Annotated in this window: 26 protein-coding genes; 19 read left to right on the forward strand and 7 right to left on the reverse strand. The window is 60.1% G+C overall.

All coding sequences use genetic code 11. The features are described from left to right. Positions 1 to 243 precede the first annotated feature (243 nt). Together ACXAH0_RS12410 and ACXAH0_RS12415 are read left to right on the forward strand one after the other, a co-directional pair. Entirely contained in the window at positions 244 to 588 is a 345-nt protein-coding gene (locus ACXAH0_RS12410; protein WP_475175326.1) for an ArsR/SmtB family transcription factor, read from the forward strand. A 130-nt stretch (positions 589 to 718) separates the two neighbouring features. After that, positions 719 to 2641, forward strand: coding sequence for an ABCB family ABC transporter ATP-binding protein/permease (locus ACXAH0_RS12415; RefSeq protein ID WP_475191579.1), 1923 nt, complete (start codon positions 719 to 721; stop codon positions 2639 to 2641). 52 nt (positions 2642 to 2693) lie between these two features. Here the strand turns inward: ACXAH0_RS12415 and ACXAH0_RS12420 are convergent, their stop codons facing one another. Further along, positions 2694 to 2930 (reverse strand): hypothetical protein, encoded by a 237-nt coding sequence (locus ACXAH0_RS12420; protein WP_475175322.1) that lies wholly within the window; start codon positions 2928 to 2930, stop codon positions 2694 to 2696. A 96-nt stretch (positions 2931 to 3026) separates the two neighbouring features. Here ACXAH0_RS12420 and ACXAH0_RS12425 point away from each other — a divergent pair, with 96 nt between their 5' ends. The 4 genes from ACXAH0_RS12425 to ACXAH0_RS12440 all read left to right on the forward strand — a co-directional run bounded on the left by ACXAH0_RS12425 (position 3027) and on the right by ACXAH0_RS12440 (position 6574). Continuing rightward, complete coding sequence (locus ACXAH0_RS12425) at positions 3027 to 3944, forward strand: LysR family transcriptional regulator (RefSeq protein WP_475191581.1); 918 nt, start codon at positions 3027 to 3029, stop codon at positions 3942 to 3944. A gap of 165 nt (positions 3945 to 4109) precedes the next feature. Continuing rightward, positions 4110 to 4841, forward strand: a complete 732-nt coding sequence (locus ACXAH0_RS12430) for a phosphatidylserine decarboxylase (protein ID WP_475191583.1) — start codon at positions 4110 to 4112, stop codon at positions 4839 to 4841. A gap of 155 nt (positions 4842 to 4996) precedes the next feature. Beyond that, on the forward strand, positions 4997 to 5809 hold the full coding sequence (locus ACXAH0_RS12435) for a CDP-alcohol phosphatidyltransferase family protein (protein WP_475175340.1): 813 nt from the start codon (positions 4997 to 4999) through the stop codon (positions 5807 to 5809). A gap of 240 nt (positions 5810 to 6049) precedes the next feature. Further along, positions 6050 to 6574 carry a GNAT family N-acetyltransferase gene (locus tag ACXAH0_RS12440; RefSeq protein ID WP_475175317.1) on the forward strand — a complete coding sequence of 175 codons (525 nt, stop codon included), beginning with the start codon at positions 6050 to 6052 and terminating at the stop codon, positions 6572 to 6574. A 12-nt stretch (positions 6575 to 6586) separates the two neighbouring features. On the opposite strand, the gene ACXAH0_RS12445 is transcribed toward ACXAH0_RS12440, so the two are convergent. The 4 genes from ACXAH0_RS12445 to ACXAH0_RS12460 form a co-directional block, all read right to left on the reverse strand. Further along, positions 6587 to 7534 carry a helix-turn-helix domain-containing GNAT family N-acetyltransferase gene (locus ACXAH0_RS12445; protein ID WP_475175314.1) on the reverse strand — a complete coding sequence of 316 codons (948 nt, stop codon included), beginning with the start codon at positions 7532 to 7534 and terminating at the stop codon, positions 6587 to 6589. A gap of 245 nt (positions 7535 to 7779) precedes the next feature. Beyond that, positions 7780 to 11733, reverse strand: a complete 3954-nt coding sequence (locus ACXAH0_RS12450; RefSeq protein ID WP_475191585.1) for an efflux RND transporter permease subunit — start codon at positions 11731 to 11733, stop codon at positions 7780 to 7782. Further along, a complete protein-coding gene (locus tag ACXAH0_RS12455; RefSeq protein ID WP_475191587.1) occupies positions 11730 to 12833 on the reverse strand; it encodes an efflux RND transporter periplasmic adaptor subunit in 1104 nt (367 codons plus the stop codon). Before ACXAH0_RS12455 ends, ACXAH0_RS12450 begins: the two co-directional genes overlap by 4 nt. Positions 12834 to 12866: 33 nt before the next feature. Continuing rightward, positions 12867 to 13418 (reverse strand): helix-turn-helix transcriptional regulator, encoded by a 552-nt coding sequence (locus tag ACXAH0_RS12460; protein WP_475191588.1) that lies wholly within the window; start codon positions 13416 to 13418, stop codon positions 12867 to 12869. 328 nt (positions 13419 to 13746) lie between these two features. Between ACXAH0_RS12460 and ACXAH0_RS12465 the strand changes: the two genes are divergently transcribed. The 7 genes from ACXAH0_RS12465 (at position 13747) to ACXAH0_RS12495 (ending at position 18339) form a co-directional block, all read left to right on the forward strand. Next, on the forward strand, positions 13747 to 14118 hold the full coding sequence (locus tag ACXAH0_RS12465) for a hypothetical protein (RefSeq protein ID WP_475191590.1): 372 nt from the start codon (positions 13747 to 13749) through the stop codon (positions 14116 to 14118). A gap of 344 nt (positions 14119 to 14462) precedes the next feature. Further along, the gene (gene puuE, locus ACXAH0_RS12470) at positions 14463 to 15374 is read left to right on the forward strand and encodes an allantoinase PuuE (protein ID WP_475175306.1); all 912 of its coding nucleotides are present in this window, start codon (positions 14463 to 14465) and stop codon (positions 15372 to 15374) included. Positions 15375 to 15483: 109 nt separating this feature from the next. Beyond that, positions 15484 to 15825 carry a hypothetical protein gene (locus tag ACXAH0_RS12475; protein ID WP_475191591.1) on the forward strand — a complete coding sequence of 114 codons (342 nt, stop codon included), beginning with the start codon at positions 15484 to 15486 and terminating at the stop codon, positions 15823 to 15825. A gap of 266 nt (positions 15826 to 16091) precedes the next feature. After that, positions 16092 to 16409, forward strand: coding sequence for a hypothetical protein (locus ACXAH0_RS12480; RefSeq protein WP_475191593.1), 318 nt, complete (start codon positions 16092 to 16094; stop codon positions 16407 to 16409). Positions 16410 to 16580: 171 nt separating this feature from the next. Then, complete coding sequence (locus tag ACXAH0_RS12485; RefSeq protein ID WP_475191594.1) at positions 16581 to 17003, forward strand: hypothetical protein; 423 nt, start codon at positions 16581 to 16583, stop codon at positions 17001 to 17003. Between the two features lie 133 nt (positions 17004 to 17136). Continuing rightward, complete coding sequence (locus tag ACXAH0_RS12490) at positions 17137 to 17520, forward strand: winged helix-turn-helix domain-containing protein (RefSeq protein WP_475175297.1); 384 nt, start codon at positions 17137 to 17139, stop codon at positions 17518 to 17520. Positions 17521 to 17991: 471 nt separating this feature from the next. After that, entirely contained in the window at positions 17992 to 18339 is a 348-nt protein-coding gene (locus ACXAH0_RS12495; protein WP_475191598.1) for a hypothetical protein, read from the forward strand. Positions 18340 to 18464: 125 nt separating this feature from the next. Here ACXAH0_RS12495 and pcaF read toward each other — a convergent pair whose 3' ends face one another. After that, positions 18465 to 19670, reverse strand: coding sequence for a 3-oxoadipyl-CoA thiolase (gene pcaF / locus ACXAH0_RS12500; RefSeq protein ID WP_475191603.1), 1206 nt, complete (start codon positions 19668 to 19670; stop codon positions 18465 to 18467). A 100-nt stretch (positions 19671 to 19770) separates the two neighbouring features. Continuing rightward, complete coding sequence (locus ACXAH0_RS12505) at positions 19771 to 21165, reverse strand: mannose-1-phosphate guanylyltransferase/mannose-6-phosphate isomerase (RefSeq protein ID WP_475191604.1); 1395 nt, start codon at positions 21163 to 21165, stop codon at positions 19771 to 19773. A gap of 191 nt (positions 21166 to 21356) precedes the next feature. Here ACXAH0_RS12505 and ACXAH0_RS12510 point away from each other — a divergent pair, with 191 nt between their 5' ends. From ACXAH0_RS12510 to ACXAH0_RS12535, 6 genes are all read left to right on the forward strand, one after another. Continuing rightward, positions 21357 to 22196, forward strand: a complete 840-nt coding sequence (locus ACXAH0_RS12510) for an ATP-binding cassette domain-containing protein (RefSeq protein ID WP_475191607.1) — start codon at positions 21357 to 21359, stop codon at positions 22194 to 22196. Beyond that, on the forward strand, positions 22186 to 23004 hold the full coding sequence (locus ACXAH0_RS12515; protein WP_475191609.1) for a metal ABC transporter permease: 819 nt from the start codon (positions 22186 to 22188) through the stop codon (positions 23002 to 23004). The genes ACXAH0_RS12510 and ACXAH0_RS12515 overlap by 11 nt, the downstream gene beginning before the upstream one ends. Before the next feature lie 67 nt (positions 23005 to 23071). Continuing rightward, positions 23072 to 23470 carry a Fur family transcriptional regulator gene (locus tag ACXAH0_RS12520; RefSeq protein WP_475175339.1) on the forward strand — a complete coding sequence of 133 codons (399 nt, stop codon included), beginning with the start codon at positions 23072 to 23074 and terminating at the stop codon, positions 23468 to 23470. Positions 23471 to 23787: 317 nt separating this feature from the next. Further along, the gene (locus ACXAH0_RS12525; protein ID WP_475191612.1) at positions 23788 to 24369 is read left to right on the forward strand and encodes an NnrU family protein; all 582 of its coding nucleotides are present in this window, start codon (positions 23788 to 23790) and stop codon (positions 24367 to 24369) included. A gap of 214 nt (positions 24370 to 24583) precedes the next feature. Next, complete coding sequence (locus tag ACXAH0_RS12530; protein WP_475175282.1) at positions 24584 to 25267, forward strand: tetratricopeptide repeat protein; 684 nt, start codon at positions 24584 to 24586, stop codon at positions 25265 to 25267. Continuing rightward, the gene (locus tag ACXAH0_RS12535) at positions 25264 to 26616 is read left to right on the forward strand and encodes an outer membrane protein assembly factor BamB family protein (protein ID WP_475175280.1); all 1353 of its coding nucleotides are present in this window, start codon (positions 25264 to 25266) and stop codon (positions 26614 to 26616) included. Before ACXAH0_RS12530 ends, ACXAH0_RS12535 begins: the two co-directional genes overlap by 4 nt. Positions 26617 to 26619: the final 3 nt, after the last annotated feature.

A 26619-nucleotide genomic window follows, 5' to 3' on the forward strand; every position in this document is an offset into this window, starting at 1 on the left:
GGCGCTTTATACCTTGGGAGGCCAAAGTCAAAGGGTCCTATCATGAAGCGCTCCACAGACCCTGCTGGCAGCGACTTCGAAGACAACCGTGGACCTGGTGAGGAGGCAACAAGGCTTGGGACTTGACTGTGAGGCCGGAATTAGACAACGAACCATCTTTTCCACTTGCCTTCGGGCAGATCCATCGCATATTTACGATAAATTCAGGGCACGGCCTGGTATGGGCCAGTGTGAGGGAAGGATATGGGCGGAGCAAAGGATACGGTCTTGCAAAAAAGTGCCGGTCTTCAGGAGGAATGGGCGGAATGTGAAGACCTTGCCTCTTTGTTCCGGGCGCTGGGCCACCCGGCGCGACTTGCCATTATCAAACAGCTCGCGCTGAAGAATGAAGCCTGCTGCGGCCAGATCGTTGACTGTCTTCCCCTTGCACAATCGACTGTGTCCCAGCATCTGCAGGTGCTGAAGGAGGCCGGTCTGTTGTCCTGCGATACGCGGGGCCGAAATTGCCACTATGTTTTGAACCGGGACAAATTAAATCGCGCTGCCGCCTGTTCCGCAGCACTTTGGAAAGAATTGAAGTTAAGCTAGCCGGTTTGTGCCGCCGGCCGTGACCCGGACCGTCCGGTGTCAGCCCCATCACGATAAACCGCTGCCCCTGGCAGTCTGGAGATCAGAATTGACCGACCGATCCGCCACCCCGCCGCGAGGATCTTCCCGCGTGGCGTCCGGCAGCCAAACATCACAGGGCCAGCAGACCTCTCCGAAGGCCGTGAGTGCCGACGAAGGCAACACGCTGAAAACCCTCGCCAATTTGTGGCCCTATATCTGGCCGGAGACCCGCCCGGATCTGAAACGGCGGGTGGTCTGGGCGGTTGCCGCCCTGATTGTTGCCAAGATTGTGACTGTTTTGTCGCCCTATTTCTTTGCCTGGGCGACCGACGCCCTGACCGGAGAAAGCAGCCACCTTTCGGCCTTCCTGGTGGCGCCGGTCATGCTGGTGCTGGCCTATAACGCGGCCCGGGTCCTGGCGGTGGCCTTTAACCAGCTGCGCGATGCGCTGTTTGCCAGTGTTGGCCAGCATGCGGTGCGCCAGCTGGCCAATCTGACCTTTCGACACCTTCATCAGCTTTCCTTGCGCTTCCATCTGGCGCGCCGCACCGGTGGCCTCAGCCGGGTGATCGAGCGCGGTGTAAAGGGGATTGAGGCGATTGTCCGCTTCACCATTTTGAACGGCATTCCGACCATCTTCGAATTCGCCGTGATGGCAGCGGTGATCTGGTACCAGTTCGGCTTTGTCTATGTGGTCATTGTTGCGGTGATGATCGTTGCCTATGTCTGGTTCACGATCAAATGCTCCAACTGGCGCATCAGCATCCGGCGGGAAATGAATGACAGCGATACGGATGCCAATTCCAAGGCCATCGACAGTCTGCTCAATTTCGAAACGGTCAAATATTTTGGCAACGAAAAGATGGAAGCGGCGCGCTTTGACGTCTCCATGGAGAAGTACGAACGGGCCGCCACCCGAACCTGGACCTCTCTGGCCTGGCTGAACCTGGGACAGGCGGTGATCCTGGGCATCGGCATGGCCGCCTGCATGGCGCTGTCGGCCCGGGCGGTCATGGCGGGAGAGCAGAATATCGGTGAGTTTGTGCTGATCAACGCGCTGCTGATGCAGATCTCCGTTCCGCTGAACTTCATCGGCTTCCTCTACCGGGAAATCCGTCAGGGGCTGGCCGATATTGAGGCGATGTTCGACCTGTTGCTGGTACCCACCGAAATCAAGGACAAAGAAGAGGCCGGGCCGCTTCGGACCGAGGGCGGCAGCATCGCGTTCAAGGCTGTCGAATTTCACTATGACCCGGACCGCCCGATCCTGAAGGGCATCGATTTTGAAGTGCCGGCGGGCAAGACGATTGCCATCGTCGGCCCGTCGGGGGCCGGCAAGTCGACCATTTCCCGCTTGCTGTTCCGCTTTTATGATGTCACCGGCGGATCGGTTGAGATTGACGGCCAGGATGTGCGCGACGTCACCCAGGCCAGCGTCCGGAAGATGATCGGCATGGTGCCCCAGGACACGGTGCTCTTTAACGACACGATTGCCTACAACATACGCTACGGCCGACCGGAGGCCAGTGACGAAGAGGTCCGCGAGGCCGCCCGGATGGCACAGATCCACGACTTCATCGAAAACCTCCCCGGAGGCTACGGCTCTGAAGTGGGGGAACGCGGGCTCAAACTGTCCGGGGGCGAAAAACAGCGGGTCGCCATTGCCCGGACGATCCTGAAGTCCCCGCCCATTCTCATTCTGGACGAGGCGACCTCCGCGCTCGACACCCATACGGAGCGGGAAATCCAGTCTGCGCTGGATCAGGTGGCGCGGGACCGGACCACGCTGGTGATTGCGCACCGGCTGTCGACAGTGGTCAACGCGGATCAGATCATTGTGCTGGAGGCAGGGCAGATTGCCGAGCGTGGCACCCATCAGGACCTGCTTGCAAAAGACGGTCTTTATGCCTCCATGTGGGCGCGCCAGAGAGAAGCCGACGAAGCCGAGGAGCGGCTGCGCGCCGCACGGGATAACGACGAACTGGGGATCGTTACCCGCGGCCGGACGGCGGATTACGTTCCGGCGAAATAACGGCGCTCCCGGCAAGAGGGGCGGGCGGGTGTCAGGCGGGCGATCCCTTTGTTCAACCGGTTCGCCGAACCATCGCTCCGCCAGTGCTGCGGGGGCCGTCCCGGCCCATGGGGCATGCCACATCCCGCCGGTTGTCATTGTCCCGGAGCGCCGCGCCGCCGGAGGGCTGACAGGTTTGGCGGGCTGAGCTGCCGGACAGGAGCCGGATCAGGGCCCGCATCATGGCGCGCAGTTCCTTTTGGCGTTCCTGGCGCGCACGATGTTCGTAAATGTCTCTCGTATGCATCATGGCTGGCTCCTTCTGTTGGACACAGGCTTTGTCGCACATTGTGTTTCTTCGAAGAATTGGGTTAGTGTGGGAAGGATCTTTCGAAAGTTTCGAATAATGCGCCTTGATGATCTGAAGTTCTTCCAGCGTGTCGCCGAACTCGGGAGCCTGTCGGCAGCGGGCCGGGAATTTGGCCTGTCTCCATCTGCGGCCAGCAGCCGTTTGAGCACATTGGAAAAGGAAATCGGGTCCCAGCTTGTGGCCCGCACCACCCGCCGGACCGGGCTGACGGAAGCGGGCCAGGTGTTCCTGCGTCATTCTGCCAATGCGCTTGAGGAGATGGACCGGGCGCGGGCCTTGATCGACGCGGCCGAGGATGCACCCCGGGGCACGCTCAAGATGTCAGCAAATGTCTTTTTCGGCCGCAAGCATATTCTGCCCTATCTGGCGGAATTCCGTCAGCTTTACCCTGATTTGCGCCTGGAAGTGGATATGAGCGACCAAATGGTCGATCTGGTTGCTGACGGTTATGACATGGGCATTCGCGGGGCGCAGTTACCCAATTCCAGCCTGGTCGCCCGCAAACTTGGCGGGAATGCGCGAGTGCTTTGCGCCAGCCCGGATTATATCGCCCGCAAAGGGACACCCAAGACACCGGAAGATCTGCGAAATCATGATTGCATCCGCCTGGATTCGATGCCTGTCTGGTACTTTCAGGGGCCGGAGGGGGAAATCGTTTATCCGCTAGAGGATCCGGTCATTTCCGGAGACAATGGCGATTTTGCCTATGATGCTGCTTTGTTCGGTCTTGGACTGACGGTGAAATCCATCGCTCATGTCTGGGAAGATCTGCGCGACGGGCGGCTCGTGGAGGTCATGTCCAACTTCCCGATTGCCAGAACCGGCAATATCTATGCTGTCTATCCGCCCGCCCGGTTCATTCCGCCGAAGGTGACCGTTCTGGTCGATTTCCTGATTTACAAATATGGCCGGCCGGCCTATTGGGAGACCGATTACCGCAAGGCGGCCGGTTGACGCGGCTGAAGCCGGTCTGTGGCCTGATGTGCACAATTGCGCGCAAAACGCGCGAGACCGGTTCTCTTCGGACAAAAAAGCCTCTAGAAGCGTCTGAACCAGAAAGCGCAACAGGTGCCACCGGATGCCTTCAAGGGGCTTCAAGTTGCCCGGCGAACCCGGACCATGCCGTTTAGAAGCCGGAAGAGTTTGATGTCGATTGTGGATTCCATCACCAAAGCCGTCGTGCCGATCCACCGGGAGGGCTGGCCGTTCATCGCGATTGCGCTGGTCGCGACCCTGGTCATTGGCTGGTTTGTTGATCCCCTGTTCTGGATCGGCCTCTTCCTGACCGGCTGGGTCTGCTATTTCTTCCGCGATCCCAAACGGGTGACCCCGCTTGGCGAAGGGCTGGTCATTTCTCCGGCTGATGGGGTTGTCAGCCATGTGGGACTGGCCCATCCGCCGGCCGAACTGGAACTGGGCGGCGAAGCGCTGATGCGCGTCTCCATCTTCATGAATGTTTTCAATTGCCACGTTAACCGGGCGCCGGTCGGCGGCAAGATCCTGCGGGTGGCCTACCGGGCGGGGAAATTCCTGAATGCGGAGCTGGACAAGGCCAGTGACGACAACGAACGCAACGGGCTCGTGATTGAAACGGGCGGGGCCAAAATCGGTGTGGTGCAGATTGCCGGTCTTGTCGCCCGGCGTATCGTCTGTTTCGTGCGCGAAGGCGAAACGATTTCCGCCGGGGAGCGCTTCGGCCTGATCCGGTTCGGCTCCCGTCTTGATGTCTATTTCCCGGCTGGAACCCAGCCGAAAGTAGCCCTGGGCCAGACCATGATAGCCGGGGAAACCGTGCTGGCGGATCTCGCCCAGCCACAGGCCCCCGCCCAGCCCGTGACCCGAGTGGGGTGAGGGCTGACGTGTCCGCTTCCTCCGATCCCAATGCCCCAGAGACAGGAGCCCCTGCTCCAGACAGCTCTGGCCCCGGCACTCAAAATGCCCGATCTGCAGCGCGCGAAGAGAGCGGAGCGTCCTCCGGCGCGGCAAGACCGCCCCGCTTCAAACGGGTGCCGATGCGGCTGATCGTGCCCAATTTGGTCACGGTGCTGGCCCTGTGCTCCGGCCTGACCGCCGTGCGCATGGCCTTTGAGGGGCGCTGGGAGTTTGCCGTTGGCGCGGTTCTGGTTGCCGCCGTTCTGGATGGGCTTGACGGCCGGGTTGCCCGGCTGATGAAAGGCACGTCCCGCTTTGGAGCCGAGCTGGATTCCCTGTCGGATTTTGTCAATTTCGGCGTCGTCCCGGCGCTGATGCTGTATCTGTGGCTGCTCAAGGAAGCGGGCAATCTCGGCTGGATTGCCGCGCTGATCTTTGCCATTTCCATGGCCCTGCGGCTGGCGCGCTTCAATGTGGCGCTGGATGATCCGGACAAGCCTGCCTGGACCGCCCGGTTCTTCACCGGTGTTCCGGCCCCGGCCGGTGCGTTGATCGTGCTGCTGCCGCTTTATCTGGATTTTCTCGGCCTGTTCCCTCACTGGTTTGCCGAAGCTGCCTTTGTCGCGGCCTATACGATTGCCATTTCCTATCTGGTGATTAGCCGCCTGCCGACCTTTTCCGGCAAAACCCTGGGCACGCGGGTGCGGCGGGATTTCGTGCTGCCGCTGATTGTCGCCGCCGTTCTGATCGTCGCTCTGACGGTCAGCTATCCGTTCCGCATGCTGGCGGCGGCGGCAGTTCTTTATCTTCTGACGATCCCCATGTCCTGCCGCGCCCACCGCAAATTGCTTCTGGCCGACGCGACGATGGCGCTGGATGACGATGGTGACGAAGACGATACGGATCTGGACAATTTGGCGGACCGGGACAAGGACCACGGTGGCTAATACCCGCCTCGCCAAATAAGACCCTATCGGATGTTTTTTTCAGGTTTGCTGTCAGAAAACGCGCAGGTCGGCCAGGTTGGCCGGGAAAGCGGTGAGACACAGGCAGCGGGCGAAAGAGCCACCCAAGGCCACGACATGATCGTGTTCCGCCGTGTCGCACATCTTGTACGATGCCCCTCATCGCCCTGTGGCGTGCTCCAAAGACTTGATTGAATGTGCATCCATAAAGAGGAGCCGCAGGTGACACAGGAGATTGACATCCACAGTGCTGGGATCCGGGACCTGGGCAGTTTGCGGCAGCTCTATATCGACGCGTTTCCGGATGAAGACCTGTTCCCCCTGGTGACACGACTGATTATGGGCACCGTGCCGGTGCAGTCTCTCATGGCAACTTGCGGCGGCAAGCCTGTTGGGCATGTCATCTTTACACCTTGCACAGTTGATCCGGGCGGCATCGCCGCTTCCCTGCTGGGCCCGCTATGCGTGTCTACAGGACTTCAAAAACGCGGTATTGGCTCAGCTCTGGTCCGTTCTGGCCTCGATCAACTGAGAGCGACGGTCTCGCAGGTGCTGGTTCTCGGGGATCCTCGATACTACGCCCGGTTCGGATTCAAGCCGGACCATCTTGTCGAGCCCCCCTGTCCCATTCCGTTGGAGTGGAAGGGGGCCTGGCAGTCGGTTCAGCTTGATGGCGGTGCCGCCAGTTCATCGGGACGCCTGATTGTTCCAGAGGCCTGGAGTGACCCAGCCCTCTGGTCGGACTAAGCTGAGCGGGGCTCAGGCTTTCTTGCGCACAAATTTCTGTTCGGCGACCGCCTTGCCCCATTGATCGCCGATATACTCTTCGACCAGCACGAACCCGTTGTGTTCATAAAGGGCCCTGGCCGCCTCCAGCCCTTTCAGGGTCCACAGATGGATCTCGTCAAATCCGTTGGCGTCGCAATGGTGAAGGGCTTTCAGAAGCAGCGCTTTGCCAATGCCCTTGCCACGCAGCTTTTCGGACAGGATGAACCAGCGCAGATGGGCAATGTTGCCGTCCAGGTCTTCCCCGTCGATGGTTATGGAGCCGACGACTTGGCCATCCTCAATCACGCTCCAGCTGTTGTTGAGAGGATGGCCGATACGCTGCATGAACTCGGCCATGGCCTTCGTGACGACGCTCTCGAAGGCGGGGCCCATGCCGACAATTGGTCCGTGGGTTCGGGCATGCAGGGCGGCAAGATCTCCGATCATGCCGGTCTGATAGCCTTCCAAGATTTCAAGGGACGCCTCCACCTCAGAAGGGGCGTTCTGCGCCCCCGCAAGTCCGTCCGCATAGGCTGTAAGCGCGTCGGCGATCTCTTGAGGAGCGAGGGCGCTGCTGCGGGCGAGTGCCCCCCGGGCCTGCTGATCGCCAAAGCGGTCGATCCGCGCGCAAGTCTCCCGGCCATGCGGCGTGAGGCTCAGGCCATAAGCGCGGCCATCTTCCTTCAGCTGCGTCTGCAGGATCTCCCCCCGGGCCTCCAGAGATTTCAGCAGGCGGCTGATGGTCGACTTTTCAAGCTTCAGCCGCGTCGCCAGCTCCTTGGCGGTCAGTCCGGGAAAAAGGCTGATCTCCAGAAGGGCATGGACGGCTGAGCCGGACAGATCCGTTCCGGCGATGGTCTTGTCGAGAAACCCGAACTCCCGCACGAGCTGCCGCGAGGCGGCGCGGATTTCGAAGACGAGGGCTGGGGAAACGGTCATGATGAAAGGCCTTGCTTGATAGTTGCAATGTACAACTAAATACGGTGGACTATGCCGCAATGCAAGTGGTTGGAGGATGGGACCCTTGCTCTGAAGAGGACCGGAGGTACGACAAGCCGGCACAATGCTGCGTCCCTTAAGAACATGCAACATTGGGGAGGGACGCGCGCGCGAAAGAGAGGCGGCCGTATGTCAAGAAACGTTCCGGACCGCCAGATTTGGCGGTCCGGAATTTTAGGGCCGGATTATTCGGCGGCGAGCGGAGGCTCCTCGCCGGGCGGAACCTTGGGCGGTGCCGGTTTGGGCATCGTGACCACCTTGGCCGCTGGCCGGTCCTTGTCCATGTCCGGCTCCACCCATTCCACATCCTGATCCGGGCCGGGGCCGGGAGTGTCCAGCGTTCCGGCCGCGGGCACCGAGGACGGGTTGCGCGCACCGGAGATCCGCTGCCAGAGTGCCCGGAACAGGGCCATCCAGGTGCTGGGCAGGGCAATCATGACGGGGACCATGACGAGGGTCAGGATCGTGGAGAAGGCGAGGCCGGAGATCACCGCCGTGGACAGCTGGATCCACCAGATGGCCGTGATCCCGCCCACCGCAACAGTCTGGGTGAAGAAGTCCAGATTGACGGCGGTTGCCATTGGCACCAGACCGACGATCGTGGTTACCGTCGTCAGCAGGATCGGGCGGATCCGTTGGCCGGAGGTTTTCAGGATCGCATCCAGCGGCTCGAAACCGTCATGGCGGAACCGGTTATAGGTGTCGATCAGGACGATGGCGTTGTTCACCACAATCCCTGCCAGCGCCACGACCCCGGTGCCCGTCATGATGATCGAGAATTTCTGCCCCGTCAGCAGCATGCCCAGCAGAACCCCCATGACCGACATGACCACCGTGGAGAGGGTCAGGAGCGTCTGATAGAAGGAGTTGAACTGGGTCAGCAGGATCAGGAACATCAGGAACAGGGAGGCAATCATGGCCTTCATCAGGAACTCGCCCGATTCCTTCTGGTCTTCATCTGCACCTCGGAACTTCAGATAGACATTGTCAGGGAATGTCTGGGCATCCAGCCACTGGGTCAGCTCCTGCACCTTGCTGTCGACCGTGACCGGCTTTCCGTCCTCATCCAGCGCAGCCTTGTCCACCGTCGCCTTGATCATCATGGAATAGAGCCCGTCCCGCCGGGTGATCGAGGACACTTTCTTTTCCGGGGTCCGGTCAATGAAGTTGGCAATCGGCACCAGACCGAGTTGGGTTTGAAGGCGCAGCTGGTCGAATCGGTCCAGCGTGCGCTCATCGGCCGGAAGGCGCACACGGATGTCGACCTCATCTTCGGAATCCGCCGGCCGGTAGGTGCCGATCAGAACCCCGTTTGTCACCAGCTGGACCATGTTGCCGACCGAGCCGATTCCGGCCTGGTAGCGGCCCGCCTGTTCCCGGTCGATGGAAATCTGCCACTCGATCCCGGGCAGGGGGCGGTCATCCTCCTGGTCCAGAAGGTGGTCCATGCTGTCCAGATGTTTGCGGATCCGGGCGACCTGGGCGACCATCTCGTTATAGTCGGTCGAGGTCACTTCAAGCTGGATATCCTTGCCCGTAGGCGGTCCGCCCTCGATCTTGCGGGTCTCGACCTTGATGCCGGGAATGTCGGCCGTGCGGTCGCGGATTTCGGCAAAGATCTCCGCAGCCGTCCGGCGGCAGCAATATTTTGCCAGTTCCAGAGACATTTCGCCGATCACATCGGCAGGCTTGTCCTGAACCCCGCCAATGAAGTCGGGGCCGCTGCCGCCTCCCGGGGGAAAGGCGGAGGTGATAACATTTTGAATGCCCTTGGTCTGAAGGACTTCCGCTTCCACCTGTTTGACGATCTGCAGGGATTCGGCGGCCGACATGTTGCCACGGGCCGAGACCAAGACAACCGCCTGATCCGGCTCCTCATCGACGAAGAATATGACCCCGGTCGGGTTCGAGGAAAACGCGGCAAAGATGGCATAGCAGGTTCCAAGAACGAATACGATCGTCAGCACGTTGCCCACGGGAGTGCCCGCCAGCAGCTTCAGGTGACGGACATAAAGTCCGGTGAAACCTTTAACGGTGCTGGCGTCATAGCTGAGCTCAGCCGGTTTGGCGCTGTCTGGCGCCGGGGTCTTTTGGCCCCGGCGCAGGCGGCCAAACAGGCGTTCCAGCAGATCCACCAGGGGCGACATGGTTTTATAGGCGGCCCACAGCGCCAGGACCGTCAGCCCGATCACGGTCACGTAGAACAGGGTTTCCACCTCGTTGGGGCCGGACAGGAACGCAAGCGGCTTGGCGATCCCTGACAGAACGCCGAGCACGGCTTCAATCGGAGTGAACAGCATGGCCGGTCTGGTGGACACCAGGAAGAAGGCGAACTGCACCGCAAACCAGAGAGCGGCCACCTCAAAGGCGAGGGAGACAAATGTGACCGCGCGGTGGTGTTTGACTGGCTCTTCTGCGTCTTCCGCCGCCAGATGGGCCGCCCGTCGCCGCCGCCAGTCGATGAAAGGCCTCAGCACGAAATAGGCCGCAACGCCGACGGCAGCGAAGGCAACAAGTGCGGCCAAGAGCAGCATTGCGATAGCGCCGGCGGAGAGGCCTTGGTCCGATCCCATTCCGAGGGCGGGCGCCGCTGCGGCGAAGGTGGCGGTTGCGCCGATCAGGCCAAACAGCATTGCCAGCAGTAAGGTCGCGTATTTTTCCAGGAAATGCGTGATCAGGGCAAAGATGCCGCCGGTCACGGGCAGGAACACCATGGCCGTGAGCAGGGCCGCCGTCAGGACGATGATCACCATGATCGGCAGGTAGCTCATGAATTCGCCTGGCACGCCCGGCCATAGCAGCATGGGCAGGAAGGCCACAAGCGTGGTCGCGGTGGAGGACACAATCGGCCAGAACATCAGCCGGGCCGCCCGGATATAGGCCTCCCTGTCTTCCATGCCCTCGCTCACCTTGCGGTCCGCATATTCGACCATGACGATCGCTCCGTCGACCAGCAGGCCGACCGTCAGCACAAGGCCGAACATCACCATGATGTTCACGGTGTAGCCAAGGCCGGACAGGATCAGGAAGCCAACCATGAAGGAAGTTGGAATGGCGAGACCGACGAGCAATGCGGAGCGCAGCCCGAGCGCGGCCAGAACCAGGATCATCACCAGGAACACCGCCGTCATGATCGAGGACTGGAGCGAGCCGAGAACCTCATGGATGTTCGACGACATGTCCAGCATGTAGTCGACCTTGATCGTGTCCGGCCAGTCCTTGGTTGCCGCATCCACCACGGCGCGGATGGCAAGATTGTTCTCGATGATATTGGAGCCGATCCGCTTGGAGACATCCAGCGCAATGGCGGGCTTGCCGTTGACGAGGGTAAAGGAGTCGGGATCTTTGAAAGTGCGTCGGATATCGGCCACATCGGCGAGGGTGACAACGCCTTCGCCCGACTGCTTGATTGGCAGGGACAGCACATCGGCGGCAGATTCCACCAGCCCCGGCACTTTCACGTTGAAACGTCCCTGGCCACCATCGATGAACCCGGCCGGAACAAGCTGGTTGTTGTCGGCAAGGGACACCAGCAGTTCCTGTTGCGTGATGGCGTAGGATTCCAGCTTCTGGGAATCGATCAGTACCTCCAGCAACTCTTCCCGATGGCCCTTCAGGTCTGCGGAGCGCACCGTGTCGATGGCTTCCACAAGGTCCTTCAGGCGGCGGGCATGCTGATAGAGCGTGCGCTCGGGAACGTTGCCGGACAGCGCGATTGTAATGGTCGGCACGAGGGCGAAATTCGTTTCCGAGATTGTCGGCTCTTCCGCGTCGGCGGGAAGTTCACCCTTGGCCGTGTCCACCTTGTCGCGGACATCGGCCAGGGCTTCGTCCTTGTCGAAGGAAATGTCGAATTCCAAAATGATGCCCGCATGGCCTTCAGAGGCGATGGCGGTCAGTTCCTTCAGGCCGTCCAGCCCGCGCAATTCGGTCTCCATCGGCCGAACCAGCAGCCGCTCGGCGTCTTCAGGCGAGATGCCCTGCTGCACAACCGAGACATAAAAGACAGGCACGTCAATGTCCGGACTGTCTTCTTTCGGAATACTCAGATAGCTGAACGTGCCAGCCACCAAAAGGGCGAGCATGAGCACGAAAACCGTTTTCGGGCGCCGCAGGACACCTTCAAGCATGTCGATCATTGGCTGAGCTCCGCAACGTCCAGAACCGGTTCGACGGTTTCTCCGTCACCGACATATTCCTGACCCACCACAATCACGTCGATCTCGTCCGGCAGACCGCCCACCCAGATGCCGTTGCTGCCACCGCCAAGCACCTGAACCGGATAGAAAGCCGTCTTGTTGTGGTCATCGACCGCGCGGACGCCGACAATGCCGTCGTCATTCAGGGTGAGGATGCCCGGTGAGATCATATGCGCCTTCTCCGCCGGCAGGGCGAGCCGGGTCACAGCCGTGACCCCATCCCGGGCCTTGCCGTCCGGATTGGCCAGTTCGACCTCGATGCGGAAGGTGCGGGTGTCCGGGTCGGAGGACGGCGACACATACCGGACCTTGCCGGTCATGGTCTCGCCTGTCACCAGGGTGACGTCGGCCATCATGCCGATGCTGATCTGGCCCACATTGAGTTCCGACACCTGACCAATGGCGATCATCGGGTCGGAATTAACCACCGTTGCGCAGATCCCGCCGCTGTCAAGCTGGGCGCCGATCTCGGCCATGGGGCTTTGAATGACACCGGCAATCGGGGAGCGGATAATGGTGCGTTCCAGCTCCAGTTGGGCTTCTTCCAGCCGCGCGCGGGCCGCATCCAGACTGGCGAGGGTGGCAGCGGCTCTCGTTTGGGCGGTAAAGCCTTTGTCTGCCAGCTGGGTCGCGGCCTTGTGGTCCAGTTCCGCCTGGGCCAGCACAGCCTTGGCTTCCAGAATACCAGCCTTGCGCGCACCGCTGTCCAGTGCGCATAGAACATCGCCTGCGGCCACATGGGCGCCTTCCCTGGCCGGGCGGCGCACAACGTCGTCGCTGGTTTCAGACCGTACGGAGACTTTGGCCTCTGCCTCGGTCCGGCCACGGATTTCCAGAATGGCTTGACGGTTTTCGGCGGTCAGCTTCTTCACCTTCACCTTGAAGATCTGGCCGTCCTGTTCCGCTGCGCGTTCCGCCGGGGCCGGTGTGGCATTGGCACCATCTCCGACACCGCCGACAACAACCGTGCCGTTCGACATCCATATTCCGATGCCTGCGGCGAGACCCGCTGCCAGAACGTAGGAAAGCTTCACTTTCATCTATAGGTACTCCGGAACTTTTGACGTTTTGGCTTACTCAGCGGCATCGGAAAGAGCTTTGGCCGCGTCTTCAGCAATCTTGATCAAGGCATCGCCATGCTCATCGAGATAGGCGAGGGTGAAATTCATGCAGCCGATGCCATAGCTGCGGGTCCAGTTGGATCCGGTATGGCTGCATTCCTGATCGGTTTCTGTCAGCAACTGCAATTCCTGCCGGACCTGAGCTTTCTGGCGCTCCAATGCCCGGCGGATGACCTCCGGCGGCAATTTGTCCGCATTAAGAGCAATCAGCAAAAAGGGTGAGCGGAATGTGTCGGGCGCCTGGGGTTCGCACAGGAACCGGACCAGTTCTTCCCGTCCAGCCGCGGTGATGGAATAGACCTTGCGGGCCGGTTTGCCAGCCTGGGGCTCTTCGCGCACCGTCACAAGACCTTCCGATTCAAGCCGGGCAAGCGCCGGATAGATCGACCCGAAACTGGCATCCTCAAAATAGCTGAACCGGCCATCGGTGGATTCCTTGCGGATCTCGTATCCGGTGGCGTCTCCAAAAGACAGGATTGCCAGGCACAGGCTGCGCACGCTCATGGGGTTCTCCGCAGGGGCAAGATCATACGGCGATGGTCTCCATACAAGATCAGGCGGGAAAGGGAAAAATCATGCCCCTGCAACCACAACGCACTCTTGTGGAAGCTGCCCCTGACAAAATGTCCTATTGCGTATTCAAGTTCGATATATCAGCCTAATATATATCGCTCAGAAATAAAACAAGCGTGCAGCGCAAAAAAAAAGTGACGTTGCGGACGGCGCGCGGAAAGGTCAGACTTTTCCCAATTTGTTTGTTTTGACAGGTTGCTGACTTCAAAAAGAAGACTAGGCTTCTCACGATCGGGTTAGCAATGTTGTGGAGGGCCACATGGCGGTTGAAAATAAGGCGGTCAGGCGTGTGTTGCAGGAGCCGCTGCTGCGTCTTCTGGCCATAAACGGCGCAGCCGGTGTGGTCATTGCACTGTTGGTGCTGGGGGCAATCTTCTGGTCCAACATCGGCAATTTGCGGGTTCTGGTCTTAACAGCCGATGATCCGGTTGTGCCCGTGGTCATGCTGGCAGTGGGTCTTATCATCACGCTTGGCTCTGTCGTGATGGGATCTGCCGTGATGCTGCTGGGAGAGAGGGAGAAGGGCGGCGGTGCCTCAGGAAAGCGCTCCTGTTTTGGTGCTGATGTCAGGCTGCAGCCCGTGCGCGTTGTGGCAGTTTCCCGGCCAAACCAAACTCGTAGACGTGGCTGACCGTTCCTTTTCCTGCGTTGCCTCAGGCCCTGATCCCGTGTGAGTTGTAGGTCTGCCCCGGTGTACTCCGATTTGGCCCAGGCAGCCGTCAGCGGTGTGGATCCAATGCCGGACAAAAGCGTCATCGCGGCGGCCAGCAGCATCAAAAGACCTGCAGAGGTCAGTCTCATGTCATCATTCCCTGGTCTCATGCCCCCCATTGGCTGTTGTGCGCAGGCATAGACTGAAGCTGCCAAGACGCAATCCGGTAAAATCTAGGTTTCTCAAGCTCTGACGCTGGAGGCTCTTGCGTTGCAGCACAGGATGGGAGCACTGTGTAACGGGGCGACTCTTGGGGACTGATGATGACAGAGACCTATCCGCGTGACATGACCGGATACGGGCGTACACCGCCCGATCCGCAGTGGCCCGGAGGGGCGAAACTCGCCCTTCAATTCGTCCTCAACTATGAAGAGGGCGGTGAAAACAACATTCTCCATGGCGATCCGGCGTCCGAGGCGTATCTTTCGGAGATTGTCGGCGCAGAGCCCTGGCCGGGCCAGCGCCACTTGAACATGGAATCCCTTTATGAATACGGGTCACGGGCCGGGTTTTGGCGGATGTGGCGTCTGTTCATCGAGCGGTCCTTGCCGGTGACTGTCTTTGGTGTGGCAACTGCCCTGATGCGCAACCGCGAAGCCGTCGCCGCCATGAAGGAAGCGGACTGGGAAATCGCGTCCCACGGCTTGAGATGGATTGAACACCGGGACATGGACGCGGCCGAAGAGCGCCGCCAGATCCGCGAGGCGATCCGAATCCATGAGGAGGTGACCGGGGCCCGCCCGCTCGGCTGGTATACCGGGCGCTGCTCCATACACACCCGTCAGCTCATTCAGGAAGAGGGCGGGTTCCTCTATGATTCCGACAGCTACGCGGATGATCTGCCTTATTGGGTTGACAGTCCGCAGGGCGATCATCTGGTTATTCCCTATACGCTCGATACGAACGACATGCGCTTTGCCTCCGCGCAGGGGTTCAATTCGGGCGACCAGTTTTTCACCTATCTGAAGGATGCGTTCGACACGCTCTATCAGGAGGGCCTGCGCGGGGCGCCCAAGATGCTCAATGTCGGCCTTCATTGCCGCCTTGCGGGCCGTCCCGGCCGCACAGCGGCCCTGGCCAGGTTCCTGGACTATGCCGCAGGCCACGAAGATGTGTGGATCGCCCGCCGGATCGATATTGCCTGGCATTGGCACGCGCATCACGGCCGGGTCTGAAAAGGCAGGATACTCTGGAAGGGAAAATGACCAGTGGTGTCACACCGAAATTAAGTCTGGTTGCTATTTCAGTCCTATTTCAATTTTTCAGACGGGATTGGGATTTCATATGATCAAGCATGCCTTTTCAGTTGCCGCCCTGTGTGTTGCGTTGACGACCGGCGCCATGGCCGACGACACATCAATTGCCGCTGCATTTGCCGGTAAGCAACTTACCGGGAGCGGCGTCGACATGACCATCAACCCGAACGGGACGTTTACCGGGAAAGTCGGCAAGAACCTCAGCCAGAATTTTTCAGGAACCTGGAAAATCAAAAACGGCAAGTGGTGCCGGACGATCAAGGAGCCGGAAAGGTTCAAGGGCTCTGAATGCCAGAAACTGACCATGAATGGAGATGGCACAGTCACAATCGAGGGCCGGCGCGGGCCAGCGACCTATACTCTCAAGTAACGGGTGCCCTCAGCAAACGCGCGCCGTCAGCAGGGTCCAAGGCAGCGCCGGAACCTTGATGAAGACTGGCGCCTGTGGACAATGCCGGAGCCATTCTTCGGTCAGATAGCCTTGTATGCGGCCATGTTCGGGGGGAGCCTGGAGGGTGCCGTTGAAAAAGGCAAATGGGGCGCATTGGAAGACCATGTGTCAGGAGCTGCGCCTGGCAGGAGACCGGTTTCAATAAAATTACCCCGCGAGCCGTTTCCCGGGCAGCTCGCGGGGCATTGAAAATTTCTGCTCGCAACAGGGTTAGAAAAACAACATTCCCTTTGGGAAGTAAACAGTTTGTTAAATTTAACCTTAAGATTGAAATATCCCTGAAAGCAGGCAACGTACTTAACGGGGTGCACAGCTGCGAACGGCCCGGAAAACCGAGGCGTTTAAGGGAGTTAGAGCGCGGCGAAGCGCTGGTTTGCAACGACTTCAGCCCTGTCTCGCGCGGCTTGCCTGCCGGTACGAACGCCATCGTTCCTACTGTTCTTATCCGTTCAGGAACGGCCGTTGACCGCTATGCGGCAGTCAAACGTGCGGGACAAAAATGACACATCCAAGAAAGATTTTCTTAACTTTTAGGGAAGGACAGCAACGCTGACGGGTTCTGTTGTCGGTGGGGGAGTAACGCCGGGCGGTGAGTTGGTTCGTCCGGGTTTCTCGAATGCGTTTCCGGAGTTTCGGGGGCGCGTGGAACCAGTTGAACGTCGGGCAAATAGACTGTGGATCTCTCAACTGCTCAGGATGCGGCTTTTACCGTATCCGCTTATAGACCTTTCGTCAGAGGTCGCGAACCAAAGCACCTTTCGATTCGCCTCGGCTTCGAAAGAATACTGTGGGTGCCGAAGGCAGGCATCAGGCGGAAAAAACCTCCGGTTCGCAGCGTTGGGCCGAGTGGTCTGACCAAGAAAAAGTCCTTCGTAGAGGCAGCCGGTTCTGTTGGGCGCTGCATGATTATCAGTGGCGCCTCAAAAGAAGGGCATGTGCCGTTCCGTGGAGCGGCAACTGCCAAAAAGTTGTCCAGAATGGATGAAACAGCGTTTCTCAAAGACAACAAGATCAAAACCCGTGGCATCTGTGCCGGCAAATTTCGTAATTCGTCAATTTGCCGTTCGTTGCGGCCAAAAGAGAACGAAGTTCAATGACACTAAGAAAGCGGCAGACTTGGAAGATCAGCGGACAAGGTTCGCTTGGGTCTTTCCCCTTTGAATTCCAGGGAAGGGAGCAGGGCGTATTCCCGGCCGTTTCCTGGGCTCCTCAAGAGCGGGAGGCTGAAATATGAGCCTTGCTCTGGACTATGAGGTTGTTCATCTGCGCGAACAACTGGAAGAGAAGAACGCGCGGATCGCTGAGCTGGAGCGCCTTGTTGCGGACCAGCAGATCATGTTTCCGCCAGACTGGGACCTGACCCGCATTCAGACCCGTATCCTGCGCTTTCTTCTAAAGCGCAGCTATGCGAGCCGCGAGCAGATCCACGCATATCTTTATGCGGACCGGGACGATGGCGGACCGGAACTGGAAAACGTGCGGGTGCATATCTGTCTGCTTCGCAAGAAGCTGAAGCCGCACGGCGTCGAGATCAGCTGGCTTGTCGGGATGGGCTACCGCCTGGACGATGCGACCAAGGATCTGATCCGGGCGAGCCAGACCCTCGTCGGCTAAGCCACGGGCTTGCTGCGGCATGCAGCATCTGAAGGCCCACAGACGCGCTCAGAACGTCTAAAGACGGGACAAGGCAGGTTGCACGCCGCCTGCCTTGTCCCTTTTGCGATACAGGCATGGGTTGCTCTCCGCTTGGCCCACCAACGCGGTAACCGCGTGACCTGCGTCCCGGGTTGCCTTGATATATTCCCCAAGAGAAGTTTTTGGTTCGCGTCCGCCTTCCTGCTGAAAGAAGCTAAGAGTATCTTCCAAAAAAATTTTTCCAGTTGTCGTGGGGCTGAGGCAGCTATCCGGTTGCCGTACGGGTCTGAAACGCATTGGAAGAGGTTACGGGTTAACCTTACTGGCTAAAATACAACTTAAAACTGAACGAAACAACTTGCGGCTTCCACCACGGCAATCTACGACTTGGCTGAGGTTAACTAAGTATTAATTCGTGGTGGGGTTGCAATGCGCCTTTTGACCCAGAATTTGTATGTATTTGTTTTTTCGCTTGTTTCTCTCGGATCTGCCGTTTGGGTCGCCAGCGGCCCGGACCGGGCTGCGGAGATCGTTCGCTACATGGTTGAAGATGCGGCCGAGTTGCAGCAGGCCACCAGCAGATCGTATCAGGAAATCAGGAATTTCCCCATTGCCAGCGCCATGGACGACGCGGCCGCTGTGGCCGTCGTTGTCGTGCGGTTGCCGACGCTGCTCTTTGAGCAATTGGCGGACCGGCTGGGGGAGGTGAACAAAAAAATCTCCAAACGGGCAGGATCAGTGCGGCCTGTGGTTCCTGAAAAGGCAGGGCCGTCCAGCCCTAGAACCGCGAGACTGTGAAGCAAATCCGGCCAGACGCGGTCTGCGCTATAGCTTTCATGGTTCGTCGGATTTGTCTTTCGCTGCCTGAAATCAGAGATTTCAACGCAAATGACAAAACCGTTTGAAACCTCTTGAACGATGCTCTAGATCGCGGCGAGTGCCAGAGCGATGCCCTGGCCGACGCCAATGCACATGGTTGCAAGCGCCAGTTTGCCGCTCCGGCGGGATAGCTCCAGGGCCGCTGTGCCGGTGATCCGCGCGCCGGACATCCCGAGCGGGTGGCCAAGGGCGATTGCGCCGCCATTGGGGTTGATGGCGTCGCTGTCTTCGGGAAGCCCCAGATCACGCAGGACGGCAAGGGCTTGAGCTGCAAAAGCCTCGTTCAACTCGATGACATCAAATTCGGCCGGGGCAAGGCCGAGACGGGCGCAGAGCTTGCGTGTCGCAGGGGCTGGCCCCAGTCCCATGACGCGCGGCGGCACGCCAGCGGTCGCGCCACCCAGAATGCGGGCGATGGGCTTCAGATTGTATGTCTCAATGGCGGTTTCTGAAGCCAGCAAGAGAGCTGCGGCACCGTCATTGACCCCCGACGCATTGCCTGCGGTCACCGTGCCCTGGTGCCGGAACGGCGTTTTCAGGGCGGAAAGCGCCTCCAGCGTTGTGCCGGCGCGCGGGTGTTCGTCCTTGCTGACGAGTATCGGGTCCCCCTTGCGCTGTGGGATCGTCACCGGGACGATTTCCCGCGCCAGGCGGCCATTCTCCTGGGCCGCGACAGCCCGCAGCTGGCTGCGCAGAGCAAAGGCATCCTGGTCTGCCCGGGAAATGGAAAAGTCTTCTGCGACGTTCTCTGCGGTTTCCGGCATGGAATCGATGCCATACTGGCGTTCCAGCAGCGGGTTGACGAAGCGCCAGCCGATGGTGGTGTCATAGAGCTCTGCTTTTCTGGAAAAGGCCGTCTCCGCCTTGGGCATGACCAGCGGTGCCCGGGACATGCTCTCCACGCCACCGGCAATGGCCAGATCCATTTCGCCTGCCTTGATTGCCCGCGCGGCCGTCATCACCGCATCCATGCCCGAGCCGCACAGGCGGTTGAGCGTCAGGCCAGGCACCGTATCGGGAAGCCCGGCAAGCAGGGCCGACATACGTGCGACATTGCGGTTGTCTTCTCCCGCCTGATTGGCGCAGCCATAAAAGACGTCCTCCAGATGGGACCAGTCCACATCCAGGTTCCGCTCCATCAGGGCTTCAATCGGAATGGCCCCCAGGTCATCCGCCCGCACCCCGGACAACGCCCCGCCATAGCGGCCAATGGGAGTGCGGATATAGTCGCAGAGGAAGACGTGATGCATGGGGTGTATCCGGAACTGGCAGCAAACTGAAAGATGTGGCCGGAGCTTGAAGACTTTTGGAGCCCGGCGCAAGACCGTTCAAAGGTCAGGATGTGGGGCCTCAGTCCTCGTCCCCGTGGCGTTGAATATCATCCTCCGCCAGATAGGTTCCTGATTGCACTTCGATCATACGGACCGGGATTTTGCCCCGGTTGTGCAATGTGTGCTGGGAGCCAAGCGGCACATAGGCAGACTGGTTTTCCGTCAGGAGGCGGGTTTTTCCGTCAATCGTGACTTCGACGGTGCCTGACACCACCACCCAATGTTCGGCGCGGTGGAGATGACTTTGCAGGCTGAGGCCCTTGCCCGGTTTGATCAGCATGGACTGGACCGCGAATCTGTCGCCTGAATTGATCCGCTCCGTGTAGCCCCAGGGCTTGTAGGCGCGCGGGTGCCGTACGATCTCGTCGCGCCCTTCCGCCTTCAATTGCTCCACCACGGTTTTCACGTCCTGGGCGTTGTTCTTGTGGGCCACCAGAACGCTGTCACCGGTGGCGATGACCATCACATCTTCCAGGCCGATCACCGACACCAGGCTTTTCTGGGAATAGGCTAGACAATCCCGGCTTGACAGAAACCGGGTGTCCCCCAGACCGGTATTGCCGTCGGCATCCTTCTCAAGCACGTTCCAGATGGCCGACCAGGAGCCCAGATCGTCCCAGTCCGGGGCGACCGGCGCGCAGACCACGGTGCTGGCGTTTTCCATGATGGCATAGTCAATGGAAATGTCCTGGATCGCCTCAAACCGGGCCTGGTCGAGCCGGGTGAAGTCCAGATCCCCATGGCGCGTTTCCATGGCTGCGCAGACAGCGTCATACAAGGACGGCTGCAGGCCTTTGAAAGCCTCGATCATGGTGTTGGCGGCGTACAGAAAAATCCCGGCATTCCATACATAACTGCCATCTTCCAGAAAGGCTTTGGCCCGCTCAAGATCCGGCTTTTCGACAAAGGATTCAACGGCCCGCACGGGCGCTTTGCCCGGTGCGACCTTGATATAGCCGTATCCGGTGTTCGGTTCGTCTGGCTTGATGCCGAAAGTGACAATTGCCCCGGAGCGGGCCGCGTCTTCAGCTTGATGAACGGCAGAAAGAAACACGTCCTCCTTGCGGATCAGGTGATCGGATGGCAGCAGCAGCACAAGCGCGTCCGGATCCTGTTCGGCTGCAATCAGGGCCGCCATCAGCGCTGGGGCGGCCGTGTTGCGGCCCACTGGTTCCAATAGGATCGTATTGGGTTTGATGCCGAGTTCGGAGACCTGTTCGCCCATCTGGAACCGGTGGGCGTTGCTGCCAATCACGATTGGGGCCGCAAAGCCGGGACGGGCCACGCGCCGGCAGGTCTTTTGAAACAGGCTTTCGCCGTCAAACAGGGGCAGGAATTGTTTGGGCCTGTCTTTCCGGGACAGCGGCCACAGCCGCGTGCCGACACCGCCGGAGAGAATACAGGGAAAAATCATGGTCTTGTCCTGGAACTGTCAAGTTGTCCGTTTGCCGTCTGACGGCTCGCCTGAGCGCCTTCATACCATCTCACCCGGTTTCCGCCACCCATGCCGTGAGGGAGCGGCACTTGACGGTATGGAGCGTTATAATGTAACGCAAACTTGACGTCCGGGAGCGGTATCCCCCGGAGCGAAATAAGGTTTACGGTATGGGACTGGAAAACAACCGGCTGGTGCAGCTCGACGGGGCGGGCGTGCGCAGAAGCGGCGACTGGCTGGTGCGCGGTGTGGATCTGACTGTATCTCCCGGCGAAATCGTGACCCTGATCGGCCCGAATGGCTCCGGCAAATCGACCACGGCCAAAATGACCCTCGGCATTCTGAAGCCGACCGAAGGCCGCAGCCGCCGCAAGAGCGGTCTGAAAGTCGGCTATGTGCCACAGAAACTGGCCATTGACTGGACCTTGCCGCTGACGGTGCGCCGGTTCATGCGGCTGACCAACCGGCTTTCCAGCGAAGCCTGCCACTGCGCGCTGGACCAAACCGGGGCAGGCCATCTTGTCGACGCGCAAGTCCGCACGCTTTCGGGCGGTGAATTGCAGCGCGTTATGCTGGCCCGGGCCATTGCCCGCCAGCCGGACCTTCTGGTACTGGACGAGCCAGTGCAGGGGGTGGATTATGCTGGCGAGATTGCGATTTACGATCTGATTTCCGAAATCCGCGATCGCCTCCGCTGCGGCATCCTGATGATTTCCCACGACCTGCATGTGGTCATGGCCGCTGCAGATCAGGTGATCTGCCTGAATGGCCACGTCTGCTGCCGGGGCACGCCGTCGGATGTCAGCCAGGACGAAAGCTATCAGGCGCTTTTCGGAGCCCGGGCCGGGGCAGGGCTGGCGGTCTACAAGCATCACCACGACCATGTGCATTTGCCGGACGGCACGGTGCGCCATACCGATGGCAGCCTGTGCCCAGACTGCCCGGGCGGAGACCATCTTCAGGACGAAGGGCCCGCAACCGGGCAAGGGGCGGCCAGCCATGCTGGATGACTTTTTTACCCGGGCGCTCATTGCCGGAGTTGGGGTTGCCGTTGTGGCGGGGCCACTCGGCTGCTTTGTCGTCTGGCGGCGCATGGCCTATTTCGGCGATACGCTGTCCCATGCCGCCTTGCTCGGTGTGGCCCTGTCCCTGCTATTTGACCTGAACACGACCCTGGCAGTTGGGGCGACCTCCGTCGTGCTGGCGCTTCTGCTGGTCACTTTGCGCCGTAGCGACACGCTGTCCTCCGATGCCCTGCTCGGTCTCTTGTCCCATTCTGCCCTGGCACTCGGTCTGGTCTGCCTTGCGTTCATGACCTGGGTGCGCGTGGACCTCCTGGGGCTGCTGTTTGGTGACATTCTATCGGTTACCCGGCAGGACATTGCCATGATCTATGGGGGCGGGGCTTTGGTGCTGGTGGTTCTGGTCGGTATCTGGCAGCGGCTATTTGCCGCCACCGTCAACGCGGATCTGGCGGCCGGTGAAGGCCTGGATCCGGACGCCGTCGAGCTTGTCTTCATGCTGCTGACGGCAGTGGTTATCGCCATCTCGTTGAAAATTGTCGGGGCGCTGCTGATCACGGCCCTTTTGATCATACCGGCGGCCGCCGCACGGCGCCTGTCCTCGTCGCCGGAGCAGATGGCCGGTCTGGCGGCGGTGCTTGGCGGCGCTTCAGTGATCGGCGGGCTCTATGCCTCGCTGGCCTATGATACCCCCTCCGGTCCCTCCATTGTTGTGGTGGCCCTGGCTCTGTTCATGATCAGTCTTGTCCCGGGGGGCATACTTGTGAGAAGGATGAGATCAGGGTCCGGGCGTTGATCATGTCCTGGCCTTTCCAAAAGATCCTTGGGGCCAAGACAGCAGGAGAGCATCTTTGAGCGCGCATATGCATCCCGAATTGACCAAGAATCAGGCTCTGGTGTTCGGCTCTCTTTCGCGGGCCGAGGGGCCATTGACGGCCTATGCCATTTTGGACCTTTTGCGCGAAGACGGCTTCCGGGCGCCGCTTCAGGTCTACCGGGCCCTCGAAAAGCTGGTTGAATACGGCATGGTGCACCGGCTGGAGAGCCTCAACGCCTTTGTCGCCTGCGATCACAAGGGCTGCGCGGCCCATGGAACCGCCGCTTTTGCGATTTGCGATCAGTGCGGCAGTGTGCGCGAGTTTTCGCCGGATGCGGCCGTTCTGGCCTTGAAGGACTGGACCGAGGCGGAAGGGTTCCGCCTGTCCCGCTCCACGATCGAATTGCGGGGCACATGCCGGGAGTGTCTCGCCAAGGCGAACTGAACCACCTGCGGCAAAAAACGCGCGCCGTTTGAGGCAGACGCTCATTCGGAAACGCTGCGTTACTTCGCCATAAACCTGCCGAAGCGGACTTGAAGCTGCTTGGCCATCCCCTGAACAGTTGTCACATATCCCATCCAAGAGCATAGATAGTACAGGGCAGCTCTGACCCTTCCCGGTTCAAGGTCCTTGAAGGCCGTGGAGGTCCAGTGTGGGGGGAGCTGCCGGGACGCATTTTGATGCGGTTTGCAAGCTGTGGACCGTAAGACGAGAGGCCGGGCGCGCCGGAACCGGAGCCCGGATGCATGAGGGAGAGCAGCATGGCTGTGCTGATTGCCGGATTGGTTTTGTTTTTGGGAATTCACCTGGTGCCGGCTTTTCCAAGGCTGCGCGCAAGTCTTGCCGCAAAGCTGGGTGAAAACGGCTACAAGGGGCTGTTTTCCGTTGCCTCGGCCATAGGTTTGGGCCTCACAATTTACGGGTATGGCCTGGCCCGGTTTGAAGGTCCGGTCCTGCTCTATGATCCGCCGGTCTGGTTGCGGCATGTCACCATGCTGCTGATGGTGCCCGTGTTCATTTTTTTGGTGGCCGCTTATGTGCCCTGCCGGATCAAGAGAGCCCTTAAGCACCCAATGCTGGTTGCAATCAAGCTCTGGGCGCTGTCCCATCTTCTGGCCAATGGCGATCTTGCCTCGGTGCTGCTTTTTGGTGGATTCCTGGCCTGGGCGGTTCTTGCCCGCATTTCCATCAAACGCCGCGGGCCGGGGGCAGGCCAGCTTCCCTTTGCGGCCGGTGAACCGGGAAAATTCTCCGACATCGTGGTGATTCTCACCGGCCTCGCGTTCTATGGCCTGTTTGCCTGGAAGCTGCACCCGCTTCTGATTGGCGTGCCGGTCGTTTGACAAAAGGGGAGGCAAGCGGCGGAAACCTTCGAAAAAGCGCCGCCGCATGCCTCAAAATCTGGCCGATTGCCCCACTTGCGCCACGAAGGGCGGATTAAAGCCCGGTCAGGGAATTGCCCGAGGCGGATCAAATGGATAATGTGCGCCACTCATAAAGGGATGGTGGCCCGGTTTTACGGCGCGCCGGCAAGGTAACTGCAGGAACAAGACACGCATGTCTGACATTTTTCGTGAAGTCGATGAGGATATCCGCCAGGAGAAATACCGTCGGCTTTGGAACCGGTTCGGTCTTTGGATTATCGGCTTTGCGGTTTTGATCGTGGTGGGGACAGCCGGCTACCGGGGCTTTCTCTATTGGCAGGAGACCCAGTCGGAAGCCTCCGGTGACAGGTTCTTCGATGCAGTGGAGCTTTCCGAAGCCAAGAACTATCAGGATGCGGCAGCCATTTACAAAGAGCTGGAAAGCTCGGTCGGCGGCTATCCGGCCCTGGCGCGGTTCCGTGCTGCGACTGATCTGGCCAGTTCGGGCGAAGCAACCCAGGCCCTTGCCGCATTTGACGCCTTGTCCAACGACGGCAGCCTGATGCAGGCGCTGCGTGACATGGCGGCCCTGCGCGCAGGTTATCTGGCCGTGGACACGCAAGACTATCCGGGCGTTGCCGACCGGGTGGAAAGACTGACCGGCGACACGTCTCCGTTCCGGGCGGCCGCACGGGAGCTTCTGGCTCTGAGTGCCTGGAAGAATGGCGATATCAAAACCGCGCAAAGCTGGATTACGGCTCTGGAAGAGGATCAGGAAACCCCGGTGGAAGTGAGCCGGCGGATTTCGATTTTGAACGATGTAATCCGCGCAGCCAATGGCGGCGCAGCGGCGGATGGTGAAGGAAGCAATCAGTGATTTTTGGGTCAGGTTCCACGCGCAGAGGTGCACTGCTTGGTCTTTTTGCGGTTTCCCTGGCGCTCACCGGCTGCGGATCGGTCAGTGAATTCAGCGAATCCGTCAATCCCTTCTCCCGGGAGAAAACACTGACCGGTGAACGGGCGCCGGTCTTTGACGGCGCCGATCCGGCCGCCCGCGCTCTGGGCAAGACCGCAAAGATCGGCTCCGCAACCGGCGGGCAGAGCTGGACGACTGGTGGCGGCGGCCTCACCAATGATCCGGGCAATTTGGCGGTTTCAGTCTCCGGAACCACGTCCTGGCGGGCAAGTGTTGGTGCGTCCGGAGGCGGGTTGACCTCTTCGGCCCTGCGAATTTCTTCCAGGCCGGTCAGCGATGGCAGCAAGATCTTCATCTATAAGCCCAATGGCGAAGTCGTTGCCCTTTCAACGGCGGGCGGACGGGTCTGGACCCAGAACCTGCGTCCGGAAGGCGAGCGGGATATCGGTCCTGGCGGCGGCGTGACCGTTGCGGGCAATGTGGTTTATGCGGCAACCGGCTACCGTCAGCTTGTCGCGCTAAATGCGGGCTCCGGTCAGGTTCTTTGGACCGCCGATCTGGACACACCGCCGCGCGGTGCGCCAGTCGCCGGGGGCGGCCAGGTGTTTGTCGTGTCCCAGTCCAACGAAGTCTATGCCATCTCACAGACCGACGGCTCGCTCACCTGGACCTATGCGGGGGTGGATGAGACCGCCGGTTTGCTGTCAGCCGCCAATCCGGCGATTTCCGGCAACCGGGTGATTGTCCCGTTCTCCTCCGGTGAGATCATGGCCATCAACATGAAATCCGGTGAGGCGGACTGGATCGACAGTGTCTCCCGCGGTTTCCGCACCCTGGCCCTGTCCGGTCTGGCGGATGTGTCGGCGAGCCCAGTCGTCAGTGGCAACACGGTTTATGCCACAGGCGTCGCCGGGCGCACGGTTGCCGTTGATGTCCGCACCGGCCAGCGGCGCTGGGAACAGGATCTGGGCAGCGTGCATACGCCTGTGGTCTCCGGCAGCAGCCTGTTTATGGTGGATCTGGACGATCGCATGGTTGCCCTGGACCTGAAAAACGGCGAAACCCTGTGGGCGACGTCGCTGCCGCGGCCGGAAAAGAAGAAAAAGCGCCGCAACTGGGCAGGACCGATCCTGGCCAATGGGGCTTTGGTGGCCTTTTCCAGCGATGGCCAGCTGGCCATTGTAGACGCGGCAAGCGGGAATATCATGACCACCCAGCGCACCAATCAGGATGTCTATGTGACACCGATTGCCGCTGGCGGCCGTGTCGTGGTACTGACCGGCAAGGACGGCGTAGCCGCGTTTAATTAGAGA

Source organism: Roseibium sp. AWQ4_290, from assembly GCF_056160985.1.